The 18,904-nt window shown below is 48.1% G+C and carries 14 protein-coding genes; 1 reads left to right on the top strand and 13 read right to left on the bottom strand.

Annotation, left to right across the window (positions count from 1 at the left end; translation table 11 throughout):
• Positions 1–214: hypothetical protein (locus tag I2B62_RS20395; RefSeq protein ID WP_207736105.1), on the top strand; the 214-nt coding region annotated here is incomplete at its 5' end.
• Positions 215–358: 144 nt separating this feature from the next.
• Here the strand turns inward: I2B62_RS20395 and lysS are convergent.
• The 13 genes from lysS to I2B62_RS19980 all read right to left on the bottom strand — a co-directional run bounded on the left by lysS (position 359) and on the right by I2B62_RS19980 (position 18,857).
• On the bottom strand, positions 359–1,825 hold the full coding sequence (gene lysS, locus I2B62_RS20040) for a lysine--tRNA ligase (protein WP_195270796.1): 1,467 nt from the start codon (positions 1,823–1,825) through the stop codon (positions 359–361).
• A 9-nt stretch (positions 1,826–1,834) separates the two neighbouring features.
• A complete protein-coding gene (greA, locus tag I2B62_RS20035; protein WP_195270802.1) occupies positions 1,835–2,308 on the bottom strand; it encodes a transcription elongation factor GreA in 474 nt (157 codons plus the stop codon).
• 212 nt (positions 2,309–2,520) lie between these two features.
• Positions 2,521–5,727: a carbamoyl-phosphate synthase large subunit gene (gene carB, locus I2B62_RS20030; RefSeq protein ID WP_195270795.1), complete on the bottom strand. Its 3,207-nt coding sequence runs from the start codon at positions 5,725–5,727 to the stop codon at positions 2,521–2,523.
• Positions 5,718–6,830, bottom strand: coding sequence for a glutamine-hydrolyzing carbamoyl-phosphate synthase small subunit (gene carA, locus I2B62_RS20025; protein WP_195270794.1), 1,113 nt, complete (start codon positions 6,828–6,830; stop codon positions 5,718–5,720). The genes carB and carA overlap by 10 nt, the downstream gene beginning before the upstream one ends.
• A 90-nt stretch (positions 6,831–6,920) precedes the next feature.
• Positions 6,921–8,186 carry an adenylosuccinate synthase gene (locus tag I2B62_RS20020; protein ID WP_195270793.1) on the bottom strand — a complete coding sequence of 422 codons (1,266 nt, stop codon included), beginning with the start codon at positions 8,184–8,186 and terminating at the stop codon, positions 6,921–6,923.
• 353 nt (positions 8,187–8,539) lie between these two features.
• Positions 8,540–8,878: a helix-turn-helix transcriptional regulator gene (locus I2B62_RS20015; protein ID WP_195270792.1), complete on the bottom strand. Its 339-nt coding sequence runs from the start codon at positions 8,876–8,878 to the stop codon at positions 8,540–8,542.
• Positions 8,879–9,326: 448 nt separating this feature from the next.
• Positions 9,327–9,884, bottom strand: a complete 558-nt coding sequence (locus tag I2B62_RS20010; protein ID WP_195270791.1) for a D-Ala-D-Ala carboxypeptidase family metallohydrolase — start codon at positions 9,882–9,884, stop codon at positions 9,327–9,329.
• 274 nt (positions 9,885–10,158) lie between these two features.
• Positions 10,159–10,392 (bottom strand): helix-turn-helix transcriptional regulator, encoded by a 234-nt coding sequence (locus I2B62_RS20005; RefSeq protein ID WP_195270790.1) that lies wholly within the window; start codon positions 10,390–10,392, stop codon positions 10,159–10,161.
• A 100-nt stretch (positions 10,393–10,492) separates the two neighbouring features.
• Positions 10,493–11,248, bottom strand: a complete 756-nt coding sequence (locus I2B62_RS20000) for a DNA adenine methylase (RefSeq protein ID WP_195270789.1) — start codon at positions 11,246–11,248, stop codon at positions 10,493–10,495.
• A 45-nt stretch (positions 11,249–11,293) separates the two neighbouring features.
• Positions 11,294–12,304 (bottom strand): N-acetylmuramoyl-L-alanine amidase, encoded by a 1,011-nt coding sequence (locus tag I2B62_RS19995; protein ID WP_195270788.1) that lies wholly within the window; start codon positions 12,302–12,304, stop codon positions 11,294–11,296.
• A 1-nt stretch (position 12,305) separates the two neighbouring features.
• Positions 12,306–12,638 carry a phage holin gene (locus I2B62_RS19990; protein ID WP_195270787.1) on the bottom strand — a complete coding sequence of 111 codons (333 nt, stop codon included), beginning with the start codon at positions 12,636–12,638 and terminating at the stop codon, positions 12,306–12,308.
• A gap of 92 nt (positions 12,639–12,730) precedes the next feature.
• Positions 12,731–13,060, bottom strand: coding sequence for a hypothetical protein (locus I2B62_RS19985; protein WP_195270786.1), 330 nt, complete (start codon positions 13,058–13,060; stop codon positions 12,731–12,733).
• Between the two features lie 10 nt (positions 13,061–13,070).
• Positions 13,071–18,857, bottom strand: a complete 5,787-nt coding sequence (locus I2B62_RS19980; protein ID WP_243259645.1) for a BspA family leucine-rich repeat surface protein — start codon at positions 18,855–18,857, stop codon at positions 13,071–13,073.
• Between the last annotated feature and the right edge of the window lie 47 nt (positions 18,858–18,904).

The following is an 18,904-nucleotide window of genomic DNA, read 5'->3' as shown; positions in this document are numbered from 1 at the left end:
CGGTATGCTCCCTCACGCGTTCAAACGTGCGCCTTGCACTCCGCTGATTCTCTTCAGAAAAATTAAAGTTTATGTTCAGCTTTCTCAAGCGAACTTCTTTATTATACCGCGTTGTTTTCTTCCTGTCAAGCGCTTTTTAAAATTTATTTTTAAATTTCTCTGGCGCCAGGCTGAAAAACCTGCGGTGCTGTGCTCTCCGAGACAGCTTAATTAGTATAACCCGGTCCTGCCCCTTTGTCAAGCGCTTTTGACCATTATTTTAATCTTTTTTGATTTATTTTTAACCTGGGCGTTTTTCGCTGCTCAAAACATCAAAAAGGACCGGCTGTGCTGCCGGTCCTCTGTCTTTTACAAAAGCTTAATCTTCAAGAGGTTTCATGGTCGGGAAAAGGATAACGTCGCGGATGCTGTGCTGTCCTGTAAACAGCATTACCAGACGGTCAATGCCGATTCCCAGGCCGCCTGTGGGCGGAAGGCCTACTTCCAGTGCGTTGATAAAGTCTGCATCATAGGGATGCGCTTCGTCGTCACCGTCTGCCTTTTTCTGTACCTGCGCTTCAAAACGTCCCTTCTGGTCAATGGGGTCATTGAGCTCGGAGAAGGCGTTGGCACATTCGGCACCGTTAATGAACAGCTCGAAACGCTGGGTATATCTCGGGTCTGTGGGCTCACGCTTGGACAGGGGTGAGATTTCCACGGGGTGCATGGTCACAAAGGTGGGCTGAATGAGCTTATCTTCGACATATTCGTCAAAAACTTCGGCAATGATCTCGCCGATGGAGTGCTTATCCTCCACATCTACATGCAGTTTTTTCGCCGCTTCCTGCGCTTCTGCCAGATCGGTCATCACGTCAAAATTAACGCCGGTGTGTTCCTCTACCAAGTCTACCATGCGGGCACGCCTAAAGGGCGCTGCCAGGGAGATGTCGTGTCCCTCGTACTCAACGGTATCCGCCGCAAGAATTTCCCTGGCCAAAAATCCATACAGGGCTTCGACCATGTTCATGACGTCGTCGTAGTCGGCATAGGCTTCGTAGGTTTCAAGCAGGGTGAACTCGGGATTATGGGTGGCGTCCATGCCCTCATTACGGAATACGCGGCTGAGTTCATACACTTTATCAAAGCCGCCGACAATCAGCCGTTTAAGGGGTAATTCCAGGGCAATACGCATATAAAGCGGTATGTCCAGAGCGTTATGGTGGGTAACAAACGGACGGGCATTGGCGCCGCCTGCCAGGTTGTATAAAACGGGGGTTTCCACCTCGATAAAGCCACGGTTGTCTAAAAATTCGCGGATCTTGCGGATAATCTGCGAGCGCAGGATGAACACATTTTTGACCTCAGGATTGACGATCAGATCGACATAGCGCTGACGGTAGCGCAGCTCGGTATCCTTTAAGCCGTGATATTTTTCCGGTAAAATCTGAAGGGATTTGCTGAGTAAAACGAGCTCCTTCACACGGATCGAGATCTGTCCCTTCTGTGTCTTGAACACCTCGCCTTTAATGCCGACGATATCGCCGATGTCATAGGTTTTGATTTCGTCATAATTTTCCAGCAGGTCCTTCTTTAAAAACATCTGGATTTTTCCGGTGCTGTCCTGGAGATCGTAGAAGCCGACCTTACCCTGGCCTCTTTTGGACATGATACGGCCTGCCATGGAAACGGGCTTTTCTTCGTACGCTTCAAAGTTTTCATTCACGTCATCCGCGTAGGCGGTGACGTCATAGCGTGTGATCTCGAAGGGGTTCTTTCCTTCCTCCTGAAGCTTCTTCAGCTTTTCACGCCTGACCGCTAGTACTTCACTTAAATTTTCTTCGCTCACTGGGCTCTCCTATCTTCTGATATCTAAAACTTCATACTGAACTTCACCGTCCGGAATCGGAATGGTCACAACCTGTCCGACCTTTGCGCCGATCAGGCCTCTGCCGACTGGTGATTCGTTGGATAATTTATTCTGCGTAATGTCGGATTCTGCTGACCCGACAATTTTATATTCCTCTGTATCGCCAAACTCCAGGTCTTTCACCTTGACGATGCTGCCAACGCCGACATCCTCGGTATGAATGTCGTTGTCATCAATGACCTTGACTTTTTTAATCTTGGCTTCCAGTTCGGATATTTCACCTTCCACGAAGCCCTGTTCGGATTTCGCTTCATCGTATTCGGCATTTTCGCTTAAATCGCCGTATTCTCTGGCTGTTTTAATACGCGCCGCAACTTCATAGCGCTTAACGGTTTTTAAATACTCTAAACGCTTCTTTAAAGTATCAAGACCCTCCTGGGTCATTACTAATTCTTCATTCATATGATCAGTCATTTTCGTTTCCCCTTTATTTTGTACAGAATGTATTTAATTCCATACGTTTTACTTAAAATCATGCTTGATATTATAATTTTTTTAGACGCTTCTGTCAAGTCAACCCTTTAATTTTGCGTCTTTTGTATACAATTCTACGAATATTATCGAAAAACCACCTGAAACAGGTGGCTTTTCGGACTGTTTAACTTTACAGCACGTTAAATTGTATTGATGTCGACCAGGTCGATATCGGCCATTGTCTTGTTGGATTCCAGACAATTGAGCAGGGCTCTGGCGGTATCGAGGGAGGTCAGCAGGCTGATGGAGCTCTCTACGGCCTTACGGCGCATTTTGACCTCATCCTGTTCTGGCTGACGGCCCTTGGTGGAGGTGGAGATAACATAGGTTACCTGGCCGCTTTCCAAAAGGTCGCCGATGTTCGGCGCTTTTTCCGCCATCCGCTTAACCACCTTGGCCGGTACGTTGTTTTCATTGAGCACCAGGGCCGTTCCAACGGTGGCGAAGATTTTAAAGCCCATTTCATGGAACCGGCGTCCGATATCCACAATTTCGGCCTTATCGCGGTCACGCACGGTCAGGAGCACGCCGCCGGAGCGTTCCATTTTATAGCCGGCAGCGACAAGGCCCTTGTAGACAGCGTCCTCAAATTTTCTGCCGACGCCAAGCACCTCGCCGGTTGATTTCATTTCTGGTCCGAGCTGTGTATCGACATCCTGGAGCTTCGCAAAGCTGAACACCGGTACCTTAACCGCCACATAATCCTTAACCGGATGGAGACCGGAGGTGTAGCCCATTTCCTTTAAGGTAGCCCCCATCATGATCCGGGTTGCCAGATTGACCATCGGGATGTCGGTCACCTTTGAAATATACGGCACGGTTCTGGAGGAACGCGGGTTCACCTCGATGACATAAACCTGGCCCTCGTAGACAACATACTGGATGTTTACAAGGCCGATGACATGCAGCTCTTTGGCAAGCTTGCCGGTGTAGTCAATGATGGTGTCCTTGATTTCCTGGGACAGGGTCTGCGGCGGATACACGGAGATGGAGTCTCCGGAGTGCACGCCGGCTTTCTCAATGTGCTCCATGATCCCGGGGATCACATAGTCGGTTCCGTCACAGATGGCGTCGACTTCGACCTCTGTCCCCATGAGGTATTTATCGATCAGCACAGGGTTTTCGAGCTCGTGTTCGGTAATAATGTTCATATATTCCACAACATCGGCTTCTTCGTAGGCGATGATCATGTTCTGGCCGCCAAGCACATAGGACGGGCGCAGCAGTACCGGGAAGCCCAGCCGTTCCGCGACCTTCACGGCTTCTTCGGTCGTATAGACGGTTTCGCCCTTGGGTCTTGGGATATTGCAGCGTTCCAGCAGGTCGTCGAAGAGCTCGCGGTCCTCTGCGGCGTCGATGTATTTGGGGTCTGTGCCCAGAATGCCGACATTAATTTCATCCAAATGCTTGGTGAGCTTGATGGCAGTCTGGCCGCCGAACTGGACGATGGCGCCGTCTGGCTTTTCGGTTTCCACAATGGAGCGCACGTCCTCTGCTGTGAGAGGCTCAAAGTACAGGCGGTCGGAGGTATCGAAGTCGGTGGACACGGTTTCCGGGTTATTGTTGACAATAATGGCCTCATAGCCCAGCTCCTTTAACGCCCAGGCGCAGTGCACAGAGCAGTAGTCAAACTCGATGCCCTGGCCGATGCGGATGGGGCCGGAGCCAAAGACGATGATTTTCTTCTTGTCGTTTTTATGCTCGTCCAGGAAGATTTCCGCTTCGTTTTCCTTATCCATCGTGGAATAGAAATAAGGGGTTTCTGCCTTAAACTCGCCGGCGCAGGTATCCACCATCTTAAAGGAAGCATACTGTCTGCCGGTCAGGATCTTCTCACCGGTCAGGCGCTCGATGGTGGAATCCATAAAGCCCAGCTCACGGGCAACGGCCAGACGTTCCATGCCGCGCTCGTCGCTCAGGCCCTTTTCGCGCAGGTCGCGCTCCATGACGGCCAGGTGGCGGAGCTTGTCGAGGAACCACATGTCGATTTTGGTGGTTTCCCAGATTTTTTCCATATCCAGTCCGCGGTACAGGGCTTCATAGACCACGAAGCAGCGTTCATCGTCGTTTCGGCCGACTGCTTCCATGATTTCATCATCCGGCGCCTCGCGGTATTTTTCGACGCTCAGGGTGTCAAAGCCCAGCTCGACTGAGCGGACGGCTTTCATCATCGCCTGCTCAAAGCTGTTGCCGATGGACATGATCTCGCCGGTGGCCTTCATTTGTGTACCCAGGGTACGCTTGGCGTAAACAAATTTATCGAAGGGCCATCTTGGGAATTTAACAACGATGTAGTCAATGACTGGTTCAAAGCAGGCGGGTGTTTTGCCTGTGATGTCATTCATGATTTCATCCAGAGAGAAGCCCACCGCGATCAGTGAGGCGATCTTGGCGATGGGATAGCCCGTCGCTTTTGAGGCCAGGGCTGAAGACCGGGAAACCCTCGGGTTGACTTCGATAACCGCATAGTTAAAGTTTTCCGGGTCCAGGGCAAACTGGCAGTTACAGCCGCCCTCTACCCCTAGGGCTGAGATGATCTTGAGGGCCGAGGTTCTGAGCATCTGGTATTCCTTGTCGCTCAGTGTCTGGCATGGCGCCACGACAATGGAGTCGCCGGTGTGGATGCCGACCGGGTCGAAGTTTTCCATGGAGCAGACAGTGATGACATTGCCCTTGCTGTCGCGCATGACCTCGAACTCGATTTCCTTCCAGCCCGAAATGCCGCGCTCAACCAGAATCTGGGTGATCGGCGACAGGCGCAGGCCGTTGGTGGCAATCTCATGGAGCTGCTCTGGATTATCGGCAATCCCGCCGCCGGTTCCGCCTAAGGTAAAGGCCGGACGGACAATGACCGGGTAGCCCATGGTGGCGGCGAAATCCAGGGCGTCCTCAACGGTTGTGACAACCTTTGAGGGAATGACCGGCTCGCCGATTTCCTTCATCATGTCCTTAAATTCCTGACGGTCCTCTGCCTTGTCGATGGTTTCGACATTGGCGCCCAGCAGCTTCACATTGTGCTCGTCCAAAAAGCCTTCCTTGGCGAGCTGCATGGACAGGGTCAGGCCTGTCTGCCCGCCCAGGGTGGACAGAATGCTGTCGGGTTTTTCCAGGAGGATAACCCGTTTAACGACATCCAGTGTCAATGGCTCAATATAGATTTTATCGGCCATGGCCTTGTCGGTCATGATGGTGGCCGGGTTAGAGTTGATGAGAACCACCTCAAGGCCAACCGCCTTCAAGGCTTTGCAGGCCTGGGTACCGGCGTAATCAAATTCTGCCGCCTGGCCGATTATAATCGGGCCAGACCCGATGACGAGTACACGCTTAATATCATTTCTTAAAGGCATCCCTGTTGTCCCCTTTCCATTAAATCTCCAAAACGTTCAAACAAATACCCTGTATCATTGGGGCCCGCGCTGGCTTCTGGATGGAACTGCACGGTAAAGGCCGGAATGTTTTTATAGGCGATCCCCTCGCAGCTGCCGTCATTCATATTGACATGGGAGATGGTTCCCACATCCTCTGGAATGCTCTCAACCGCGTAGCCGTGGTTCTGGCTGGTAATAAAGACGCGGTCCTTGGATAAATCCTTAACTGGCTGGTTCAGTCCCCGGTGCCCGTATTTCATTTTGCGGGTGGTGCCGCCCATGGCCAGGGCCAGCAGCTGATGTCCCAGACAGATGCCGAAAATCGGCTTGCCGTAATCGATGAAGTCCTGAATATTTTTAATGATTTCCACATTGTCCTCAGGGTTTCCGGGGCCGTTGCTCAGCATGATGCCGTCCGGATTCAGCCTTCTTATGTCATCGACAGTGGAACCCGCCGGCATGACCGTCACATTACAGCCGATCTGCAGCAGCATTCTGAGGATATTGTGCTTGTAGCCATAATCCATGAGCGCGACATGGTTCGCGCGGTTTTCACGGGTATAGAACCAGCCCTTTTTCTTCTGGGTAACCACCTGTACTGGATTGACCACCTTGTAATTCCGGATCTGCTCCAGCAGCGCTTCCTTATTCTCGTAGACATCCTCGGTGGTGATGGCGCCGTTCATGGTGCCGAACTCACGGATCTTGCGGGTGAGGGCACGGGTATCAATATCCCAGATACCGATTTTCCCCTGCTTTACAAGAAAGTCGTTGATGGTGGCCGTGGTTCTGAAGTTTGACGGCTCCTCGCACCATTCCTTGACAATATAGCCGTTTACCCAGCTTTTTTCTGATTCCATGTCGTCGTTGTTGACGCCGTAGTTTCCAATAAGCGGATAAGTCTGAAGCACGATCTGTCCATAATAGGACGGGTCGGTCAGGACTTCCTGATACCCGGTCATCCCGGTTGTAAAGACAATCTCCCCAATGGTGGTGCCTTCGCAGCCAAAATTGTAGCCTTCGTAAACCGTTCCGTCCGACAACAAAATGTAGGCGCGTTTGTCACGTTTGAAATAAGACATTTTCTCCTCCTCTGTTTTTCCTTCAACTTTTATACTTACAAAAAGAGAATAATGCGGGCAGCATTATCCTCTTTAAATTATTTCGTTTCCCTAAACAGCTAACTCTTCGCGATCTGGGCCAACGCCGACGTAACCAATGGTGGTTCCGACCAGCTCTTCAATTGTCTTAATGTATTTTTTCGCATTCTCCGGCAAATCTTCGAGCTTCCGGATTTCTTTGGTGGAACACATCCAGCCCGGCAGTGTTTCATAAACCGGCTTTACACGTTCCAGCTCTTCGGTGTTCGGGAAGTAGTCAATGACCTCACCATCCAGCTCATAGGCGGTACAGACCTTGATTTCCGGAAGGTTATCCAATTTATCAATTTTACACAATGCCAGGGTATCAAACCCGTTGATTAAATTCGTGTATTTAAGCACCGGAATATCCAGCCAGCCCAAACGTCTGGAACGTCCGGTTCTGGCGCCAAACTCGTCGTCCGGCTGATCGCCGGTTCCGCGGATCAGGTCGATGTCTCCCTCAAATTCCTCTGTCGGGAAGGGGCCTGCCCCTACAGCGCTTGAAAAGGCCTTGGCCACGCCGATGACACGGTCGATTTTTTTGGCTGAAAAGCCGCCGCTTACGGCCGCGTAAGCCGCTGTGGGGTTGGAGGATGTAACGTAGGGGTAAATGCCCAGGTCAATATCCTTCATGGCCGCCAGCTGGCCTTCAAATAATATATTGCTGCCCGCGTCGATATAGCGGTGCAGGTAGCGGATCGGGTCCACAATCATGGCCGCAAAGCGCGCTGCCCATTTCTCGCATTTTTCATAGAGAAAATCGACGGTATAGTCTTCTGCGCCGTAGGCCCGCATCTGGTTATTGATTACCGGGACAATGGCTTCCAGCTTCTTTCTGGCAGAATCCAGATTGAGTAAATCCTCAAAGCGCAGGTTCTTGCGCAGAGCCTTGTAGGAATAAGCCTGGCCAATGCCGCGTTTGGTGGTACCAATGCCGCCATCCGCTTCCATCAGCTCATCCAGCTTCTGGTGATAGGGCATCAGGATATGGGCCTTGCCGGATATTTTCAACCCGCTCATTTCAACGTTGGCGTCTTCAATCTGTTTGATTTCATCTTCCAGAACATCCGGATTCACCACTGTACCTGTACCGATTAAGCACTCGCCGCCTTCGTTAAAGATACCGCTCGGAATCAAATGCAGTTTGAAAACACCGTGCTCGTTGATGACCGTATGGCCGGCGTTATCTCCGCCCTGGAAACGGACGATCAGATCACAGTCCTTTGACAGGTAGTCGATCATCTTGCCCTTACCTTCGTCGCCCCACTGTGCTCCAACTAATACAGAAATTGACATTGTATCATTCCTTCCTCAATATAAGAAGCAGCTCCTTATATCATTCGATTCATTTGCATATTCATACATTTTTTATACATCTTTTTTGAGACCGGACATATTATACCATATATTTTTTTCCTTGTCTCTAAAAACCTCTCAAAATCTGAGCCTTAAGACAATTTTGAAAACATTTAATATGGTCTGAAGGCCATTTGCCCACGATTTTTTTGAAAACGGGCAGTGCATAGTTATTTATGAACCGGCCGGGCCGGCGGTTCCATCTGGATACCTATTTATATGCGCCATAAAATACGCGCCATAAAAAAAGGAGGCTGTGGTTTCACAGCCTCTTACACGTTGTCTCTTCCCCTCTACTCCACCAGATCGTGGCTTAAAAGAAACAATGTCAGGATCTCCTCCGCATACCTGCCCTTTTGCTCCGGGCACCGTTCCAGCAGCTCCAGCACCGCGGAATATCTGGTGCCCATGTATTCCCTGGGCCCATAGAGAATGGCGTCTGCCGACATTTTTAAGACATGGCAGAAACGGTTCAGGCTTTTTAAGGAAAAGCCCTTGGTGCCCAGCTCGATATCGGCTAAAAAGGTCGGCGTGATGTCAACCTTTCTGGCCAGCTCGTCACGGGACATGTTCAGAAATGTTCTCTGTTTGCGGATACGCAGGCCCATGGCCTTGTGATCTAGCTCTTGCATTTAATTTCCCCCTCTTCTGTCTCTAAAGGCAAAGGCTTTGAAATAAGAAACATAGCAGACGCGACAGGATCGAATGAGCAAAAGCTATCCATTATCCGTCCGTCCTTTCGGAAAATAAAAACTGCGCATGGCAGCTACCCACACACAGTTAAGAAAGTTCAAGAAAAAACTCAACAATAACACAAAATTAAGAACAGCTATTGAATAAAGAAAGAAAATAGCATATAATTAACTTTGCGGTACTCCTCAGGAGGTGTGGTGCCCAGACACCGCATTGCCGTATTGTGGTAGTGACACAATACGGATGCCGCACTTTTTATTTCTATATCCTTTATTATAGAATAGATTGAAATAATATGCAATTCTTATTTGTTTTTTCAAGCTAATAGTTTTTTTCGTATGCTATTTTGTCTTTCAGCGTTTTACGGTTTTTGATTCCCTCCTCTCCTCAACGCCAGATTTCGCAGTGGTCAAACTGCTGATCCGGGTATTCGATCACCCCAAGCCCCAGCGCCCGGGCCGCGGCGGCCACCTCGTCATAGGGCACGCCGGGACAGTACAGGTCGGCTGCATGACCGTACCTATGCCAGGAGTTCTCAATGCCGCCTACCTCCGCATTGCGCCTTTCACAGCGAACGCCTGAGGTGATGATGATGGGCTGGTCAAAATAACACCGCAGCTCCTCGATTTTCTCAAGCAGCTCCGGATCCATGACCGCGGGCCAGCCGTCGCAGTAGCCCGGGCAGTCGCAGACGTACTCGTCCATAAGGAAGTGGGCCGACGCCCAGGGGCCGTCTGTGAGGATGGGATCCTCGGGCAGCGGGTGGTCGATGACGGATCCGTCGGGCGGGGGCAGGGCTTCTTCTGTCCCGGGCAGGGCGGGTGTGGGCTCTGGGGCCGGCAGCTCCTCCGGCCCGGCACAGAGGCCGGTGAGAAAGACGCAGGAAACGAGGATGAGGATGGCGAGGATGAGTCTTTGGCTGATTTGTCTGTAAAAATTTTTCATGGGGTTCTCCCTTCTGGAATCCGGTAAAAGGCTTTTGGCTGTTCACTTAAAAAAGGGGCTTGCTGTAGCTTTTCGCGCAAAACGCAAAACTTTTTCACGCAAAACACAAAAAAAGAGAAGCAATTGCGCAAAGTTGAGCGTAATTACTTCTCTTTAATATTCTATATCTATTTATTGTAAAACCTAGCTTAAATAATATATTTTAAAATTTAATGCTATTTTTCATATATTTAAAAAGCCTTTTAATACCATTAAAACACTTTAATTTTCTTCTTTATTCTTCTTTTTTCCATTGTCGTGGAGCCTGATTCGGCCGATATTCTAAAAGCTCTTCTATAGAGCATTCCAGAACTTCACATATCCGGTCCAAGTAATCTAAATTCACCCTTTCAACAAGCTCATGATAGTATTCATTGATTGTAGTGGGCCTGATATCCGTTAATCTTGCCAGCTCAGCCTGGTTTATTCTTTTCTCACCAAGCACTCTGGATAAGTTTATTTTAATCACAGTATCACCTCTGTGTTATTCTAACACTTCGGTTTTCTTTATAACGGAAACAGTGATATTATAACGATATAGGTTATAATACATTTAAAAAAAATATGTCTTAGTAATTTGTAATTATCAATTCTTTATATTCTTTATCTTTTATATCGTATCTTTCCAATAATGAGTTTCGTCTGGACACTTCATGAATATTGAAACCTTTATAAAGATTCCTTATGTATTCATCGTCATTATAGCTAAGTAAAAAACGCCCTTTTATGCCGTTTAAACAGCTTTTTAAACGTTCATGGTCTTCTTGTTTAAACTCAGCTGTATAATATTTTTCAGTTTTATGATATGGTGGATCACAATAAAAAAGAGCTGTTGACCGATCATACACACGAATCAAGCTTTCAAAGTCCCTGTTCTCAATAATAACGGTGTTGAGGCGTTCTGAGATATCACTTAAATACGAGATACCCTTTTGAATGTTTTTCTTCACAGCTCCGTATGTCCGTCGATCCGCTGCATAAGAAGTCTTGATAATCATGAAATACCGCGCTGCACGTTGGATATCGGTTAAGCCTCTAAGATCAAGCTGACTTTTGAAATCTTCAAAAAATTCTCTTGAATTTAGTACCAAAGACAACTCCTGCTTCACAGCGTCCGGGTGGTATTTTACACAGCGAAACAGGTTCGCCAGCTGCCCTTCATAATCATTCCACACCTCTAATTCTGCATGCTTTTCCTTCGCAAAGAGAACCCAGCCTGCACCGCCAAACACTTCAATATAACGGGAAAAATCCTCTGGAAAAAGTTCCATGATGGATTTTCTCAGTAGTCGCTTCCCGCCAATCCATGGAATAAAACTGTTCATATTTTCACCATAAAAGGCTCTGGGGGAGACCCAGAGCCTCCCTTTCTATGCACAATACTTTACAATACCATTTGCCAGACACTGAGCTTGATTTCGAAGGCCAACCTCGTTGTTCATGAAGCCGGCGTTTCCGGGATTTGTGATAAAACCCGGCTCGCAGATCACAGCGGTCATATTGGAATAGACCACTTCATAGTCATCCTGATATTTTGCGCCACGATTGGTTGTTCCAAGCCCTGCTGACAGCTCGTTGACACCATATGTCGCCAGCTGATTTCCGCTTTCGGATACAAAGAGAACCTCCGAACCGTTGGCTGCAGGATCGGAAAAAGCATTTTCATGGCAGGATACATAGAGGTCTGCGCCCCAATTGTTAGCCTCCTGAACACGTGATGCAAGGGACTTGTAATAATCCCCTGTCCGTCCCAGGAGAACCGTTGCACCATATCCCTGAAGAATATTTCCAAGTTTCGTAGCATAAGCAAGTGCAACGTCTGATTCTCTCAAGCCATTCCCAACGCCACCTGGATCAGAGCCGCCATGTCCTGCCGGAATATAGATTTTTACCCCATCCAGCCTTCCGGATTGAGTTGGCACAATCAGACCGGAGGACGATGGAACACTAGCATTTCCAGACGGCATAGCTTTCATGAAGTCTACCATATTTAGCGCTTGTTCCTCTACCGGACCACAGCACCAGTCTGGTTCTCTTCCTCCCCGAACTTGGAAAGTCTTGAACGCTTCTACTGTAGCCGTTCCATGACTGCCGACGTTCCCGTCGATAACCAACGCGAAGCCGCCAATAAGGTTCAGCTGTTCCTGAAGCTTCGCACAGTAGTCGTACAGCTTTGTCCAAGTTTGAGGACCAGCAATCCGATCTGCTGCAATTCCAAAGTAAATCTGCGCATTTTCCAATGCATTCCCGGTACCATCACCAAAGTCTCCATCTTTCTGTCCTGGGTTAAATCCACAAATGTGTAGCTGCCTTTGAAGAAAAAGAACATCATCACCGGTATCACCATATTGAACAATGGTGTTATAGTATTCTAATGCCATTTTACGCCGCCTTTCTAGCCGATGCCTGGGCAGCTTCATCATTTTCCTTCAGCATCCTCTCTATTTTGTTCGCAATAATAGTGTCCTCCTGGGCGGCTTTTCTGACCTTATCTCCCAGCTGGGCTTCCTTAGTGAAACTGTTATTTTTCCACCAATTCACCGCAAAAGTAATGACGGTAGCTCCCATAGAGAGCCACTGGTAAACAGCCTGATCGTCAAATGGAATTTGTTGAAGCCCACTAATCGCGAAAATTTGGTTTACCAGTGCGATCAGAGCTGCTACAGTTCGAACAATAACACCAATATTTACTTCACTTAAATCAATTTTTTTCATTTTAATGCTCCTTTTAAACCCTATTTAAACAATCTCTAATAACATTTTACAAGCATTTTAACCACCCTCTTTCAAATAAAAAAAGCCCTGAATCAAAGGGCTATTTTCTCTACAATCTCCAGCATCCGCCTTTTCAATAGCTGGAGATCATTTTGCATTTTCTGGGCCGTCTCATAATCAATCTTCCCCTCTTCATCCGGAATGATCTCATACTCCGGCGCTTCCAGTATGTCACCTTCCTCTACCGTCATCAGCCGTGATAACCCTTCGGCCAGTTCGTCAATCTCTTCCCAGTTTTCCGGGCTGTCGGATTTTGCCAGCACAACGGCTTTGGCACCACACGTAGTCTGGCCTTTTGGGACAAGCAGCTTGTTTTCATCGGCTTGTAGCTCAGTAAAGCCAGGTTTTTTTTGTCTTTTCATTGTTCCTCTCCTAACTTTTTGCAATTGTCCAGTTTTTTGCAGCGGCAATCGCTTTTTGTTCGTCAGTTAGTGCGTTAAATGGTGTTAAGCTCAATACTAATTTAGCCGATGTCTGTCCTGTATAGTCGACTAATGCATTTAAGATATTATCAACTGTTTCACTTGACAGTGAATTGACATACTCAAAACCAACATTCGAAAATGTCCTTGGGATGGAACCTAAAAAATTAACTGTGGTTATTTCACGATCATACGTAAACATCGCCACCCCATTCGCCATATTAGAAATATTTATTGCCATAATCGTCGTTAACTTGCGACAATTGTTAAACATAGATCTAAAATTTGTCCCTTGTGAGGTATCAAGCGATGGGACCGTCGTTAACTCGGAACATTCACTAAACATATAATCGAAATTTGTCCCTTGTGAGGTATCAAGCGATGGGATCGTCGTTAACTTGGAACATTCACTAAACATACTCTCGAAATTCGTCCCTCGTGAGGTGTCAAATAGCGGGATCGTCGTTAAACTTCTACATTTACCAAACATATTACCGAATTTTGCCCCTTGTGAAGTATCAAGTAATGGGATCGTCGTTAAGCTGTTACAGCTATTAAACATATAGCTAAAATCCGTTCCTCGCGAGGTGTCAAATAGCGGGATTTCTATTAAATTCTTACAATTTTGAAACATACTGATAAAATACGTTCCCTGTGAAGTGTCAAGTAATGGGATCGTCGTTAAATTCAAACAGTCCTTACACATACTTGAAAACATTGTTCCTTTCGACGTATCGATCATTGGCACTGTAGTTAAATTTGGAAAATCATAATACGCATAACTAAAATCCGTCGCTTGTGACGTATCGAGTGCCAACTTGGAAAGAGCATCATCTGTTATGCTGCTTTTTTTTTCTTGTAGATATGGCAGCGCAACGCGACTCCTGTACTTAATATTTCCAATAAGATCATCAGCGCCTATTTTTAGGCATTTAAGGCCTATTACGCTGGCTTCAATCTCGGGGATGTATGATTGATCGTTTCGCTGTGTAAAATCAATATTTATTTTAATTTTTTTTCTTACATCGCACACTAAATAGTCTGCAATCGTCGACCCACTTAAATCAAGTAATTCTTCATCCCGGTTTCCAGAAACATAAATATCACAATCTTGCAAGCTTTGATCAAAGCTGACGTTGCCAGAGCTATTTTTAAACAGGGATTTACTTATGGCAAGCCCCTTAATATTTGTTGGCAGAATAACTTCACTTATATTAGCATAATTTTCAATCACTAGGCTGCAGTCGCTGCATTGTGAAAAATCAAGGGGTTGCGGCTCCGCAAAACCGAATTTAGACAAAACAATTTCCCGCGGATGAATTTCTGAAAGTTCCAGATTTTCTATTAATGGAACTGATGAAGCATATTTTCCGGCGATCTGTAACCTTTTTCCATCACATAAATGCATATCCCTGATCCGTATGCTCAAGGGTTGGACATTTCCATTGCCAATTTTCAACGTGCTAAAATTCTCACCCGTACCTGGTTCAAACGCACGCACGATTTCAATTCGTTCAGCTGCCAACACCACACTACCGACACTTTTAGTATCGTATATTAAACCGGGACAATCAATAATCTTGAGAAGCGTGTACGTTCCAAGTAAGCTACTGATAGTTTTCAATTGCGGCATGTTCTCAAGATCAATTGATTTGAGCGTTGTCGGAAGCAGAATTTTCGTATAATTACTCCCATCGATCGGAAACAATATATTTTGCAAAGCAGTATTTGTCAAATCCAGTTCCCGCATATTGTAGACATTGGAGAGGTCCAGCGTATTCCCACCACCAGATGCGGTCCCCAGCTTCGTGCAGCCATAAAGGTCCATCTTCCGAAGATACCGGCTGTTTGAGGGCAGCCGCACATCCAGAAGTAATGTTGCACTTCGGCAGACCACCTCGGTCAACTTTGAAGCTTCCACAAGGTTTAAAACGGAAGGCGACAGACCCGCCAGATTATCAATTTTCTTGATCTGCCGGGCGTTGTAGATCACGACTTCCTGGTCGGTTGCGGTTGCCAAGGTTCCTGTGAACTTTGCCGCAATCATGTTTCCATTGGCATCCCGGCCAACTTTCAGCCGCTGCTCAACGCCGTTACGCCACACGACCTTCACGTACTGGGGGCTGTAGGTCAGAATATTCAGGGTCACGCTGCCGCTTTTATTGGCACGCAGCGTGATGGACTGCCGGGTGTCTTCCTCGTAGCCATAGATGGTGTCCAGATACAAAAGCCGCTCGGTCAGCCAGCGCTTCATGTGCTCGTAGCGTCTCCCATGCAGCATGAACAGGTAATCATTTTTGAACTGGATATACTTGGCTTCCATATCGGCGTTGTACTGTTTCTCACCGATTTTGGCCACTTGTTCGCCATACCAGTAGGACAGGATGGTCTCCATCCGGTAGATATTCTGCCGCAGGCCTTTGTACATTTCTGCCAGCTCCTCGGCAAATACTGTACTCACCATGGTCCAGAGCTTGGACCCGGAGGTGTTGTAGGTTCCGGCCACAATGTCGATATCGCTGTAGAACTTTAGGTACCCAGTATTGTCCAAGGCCAGCTGGGAGTCCGCATCGTAGAACATGGGGTACCAGATATTTCCGTCCCAGGTGGTCAGCATCATGTTTTTCCCAAGGTTGTCAACCATCCCAAAGAGGTGCACCTGCAGGTAGTATTTCAGCAGGAAATCTTTATTGAAATATTGCTCCAGTTCCGCACGGAAGGTTGCTTCGGTGCAGTTCTTCACCCAGGTGACCATCCGCTTCAGGCCCGCATACCTGGTGTCGATCTGCTCCTGGGTTAGGTCATCCGGGTCGGGGTAGTTGAGTTCAAAATCTTCTTTGATGCTTTTATCCGAGTCATCTTTGAAGGCGCCGGCACTGGTGTCGGAGTTACTGGACACTTCAAACCGCATGCAGTTTTCCCAGCCCTCCACGCCATTGTCAAGGCCCAGGTTGTTGAAGCAGCTTTTGTCCAGGTTGAAGTTGAACACGCCCATATAGGTTGGGGTGCTCTGATCATCTTTCGCAATATAAAGCTGGATCGGGAACCCGTCGATGGCGGTCCGCTTTTTAGCGTCGGTCTGCTGCGGCGGTGTTTTGTCCGTGTACAGCTTATCGTTGATAAACTTGCACATGCCGGTGTTGTTGGCATGACTGCTTTCCATATAGTCGGCTTTGAGGGTGAATGTGCTTTCGGGCAGGCTGTTCGGGAATGGGCTGTAAGAATGCTTACTGCCGTCCTGGTTGACCAGCTTCATTTTATAGTTTTTGACGGCGTACTGCAGGGAGGATGTCCCCTGCCAGCCTACCGGGCAGCCCATCAGGTCAAAACTTTCACCGTATTTGTTGCTGTCCGTTGAGATATACTTGATGCGCAGTGGTACCTTGTTATCCTTGGTCATAGCGGCGGTTTCCCCATAGAAGTACATGGTAGGCATCATGTTTTCATAGTTGAGCCGGTACTTTTCTTCTTGCTCATCCAGATCAGGGATGTCCGCTATGTGATTCTGGACGATCTCGTCCCCAGAGAGCGCCCGCTCATAGATGCGGATGCTGTAGATTTCGCAGTCTCCAAACAGCGAGGGCACCCAAGCCCCGGATACCAGCGCAAGGGTTGTGTTCAGGTAGATCCTTGTCGTATTGGAAAAGCTCTCACTATCTGTCATAATAAAGGCTTCGGTGAGCACGCCATTGTTATAGATTTTCGCCAACTTGTTTTCGCGGTCGACGACAAAAGTCGCCCGTGAAATTTCCTCTTCCAGAACAGCGGCTTTAATCTTGGTGGTTCCGGAGTTTAGGTACATGGCTTTGGTGTCAATGGCAAAACCCTTGTTATTGCTATCACTACCGCGCATATCCATCACACAGGCCAGCTCTTCGCCGCTGTCCCGGGTTCTGAACTTCACATCGACGGTCAGCCCATAGGGTGCGTTGTCCTTCAGGGCCTGCAGGTCAATTTCTACGTAGGACCCGCCGTTGCATTTCAGGGCGTTGTCCACCCAGCCGTTAGCGCCGCCATAGTTAAAATCGACCAGACGGACCGCTGTGCCGTTTCCGGATTTATCCGGCCAGTTTTCCCGGTTGGCGTCCTGGTTCGTCCGGCCGGTGGCGTCAAACCAGGCGATCAGGCTGGCATCCTGCACAGGCTGCAGCGGTGTATAGGACGACGGGTTGACGGTTAGACGCTTTTCGACAAAGGCGGTCTTGGCGCCTTCCTGTGTGGACACGTTGATCCGCAGGGTATGGTAACCGATGGCCAGGTCACGGGTGCTCCAGATATTGGTACCTGCGGAAATGACCAGCTGCTTAACCAAGGTGCCGTCCACCAGGTATTCCGCATTAAACTTGCTCACCCCTTTCAGCGACACGCGGTATGGAATTTCCACCAGATCACGGTATGCGACCTGATCGGTGTCAAAATCACAGATAATGGTCAGGGTGTCGGCGTCCTCGATCACAATGTTAAAATCAAGGCTGTTTGACTTATAAACCCCACTTTCCGCAGCGATCGTCACCTTGTGGGCTCCGGGTGTCATGGCGGGCAGCTGCACGACGTTATAACCATTCTGACCGGATAAGCGCGTGAGGGTTCCGTCGATATTCTGTGAAAGATAGACCGGGTCCAGCGAGATCGTGTCAACGGTAATAGGGATGCGGATTACCGACTTGATCGTGAAGTCCTGGGAATCGTCAAAGGTCGATGTGATATCCAATCCACCGACTTTCAATTGAAAGGTCAGCTTGTCTGTGGTCAGCCCACCGCGGTCGGTGACATACATCAACAAAGTATAATTTCCCTTTGGCTGCCCTGGAACTACCAACCGGTTGAGGCCCTGCTGTACCTCTTCTGTCTGAATTTCGACATTATTAATGAGTACATGCAGCATCCCATAGCCAATGTTTGGACTGCTCCAGCGATACCGGATTTCAATTTCTTCATTTGTTGAAAAGCTCCCACCCTGAAAGGTGCTGGTCATGATCGGGATGGTGGAGCCGCCACCACCGCCGCCACCTCCCGTGGCTAAAGATTCAATGGCCTCTGCCGTTCGCAATGGTGTCATGATTACGTTGTTATCAATCCCTGCTCTAGCTTGCTCCTCCGATGCAACTGGAAATTTTCCAGCTCCTTTCATACGCTCTCCAGATTCTATTTTCTCAAGTCTGGTGCTCAAGTCTGTTTCACTGTCCCGAGCGGTCGTCACCTCATCATTCAATTTAGCTGTTGTAGCGATTGTTTCTTCTATACCACCTATGACCTGTTCCACACGCTGTGCTGCGTTGTTGGCGGTTTTTGTAGCATCCTGAGCATCTGTAATAGATTTTTCAATGGTCTCCTGAACCTGGTTGATGGTTTCCCATGCGCTGGTTGCTTTATCGAAAGCTCCATCAATACTACCCAAAGCTTTGTTCAGAGCATTAAACTCACTGGAACTCAACACACCATTTTCGGCCCGATTTTCCCGGACCATGACGATAAAATCGACGGAAGTCAACCGTTCACCATCGTGCCCAAATAGAGCTACTCGAGTAGGCATTGGCCCGGCAGCAGCCAGCATTTGATCTGTGAAGGTTACAACGATCTTTCCGTTTTCAATAACTGCATCGTTGAAAACATCGTGTCCATCAGCTTTGTCACAGAAAACACGGGCATTCACGTTATCTCCTGATATGTTAAAGGGTCCACCATCTTCAGTCAGGGTGATTTCTACTTCCCTTGTTTTGCTGTCATATTGCCCCATGTACAGCGTGTTCTCCAAACAGGCCGGAGCATTAATATCAAGCACCA

The sequence above is a fragment of the Eubacterium sp. 1001713B170207_170306_E7 genome (assembly GCF_015547515.1).
In the GTDB taxonomy this organism is placed as follows: Bacteria; Bacillota; Clostridia; order Eubacteriales; family Eubacteriaceae; genus Eubacterium.
Note: the sequence above shows the minus strand (reverse complement) of the source record. Positions and strands in the feature narration are given on the sequence as shown.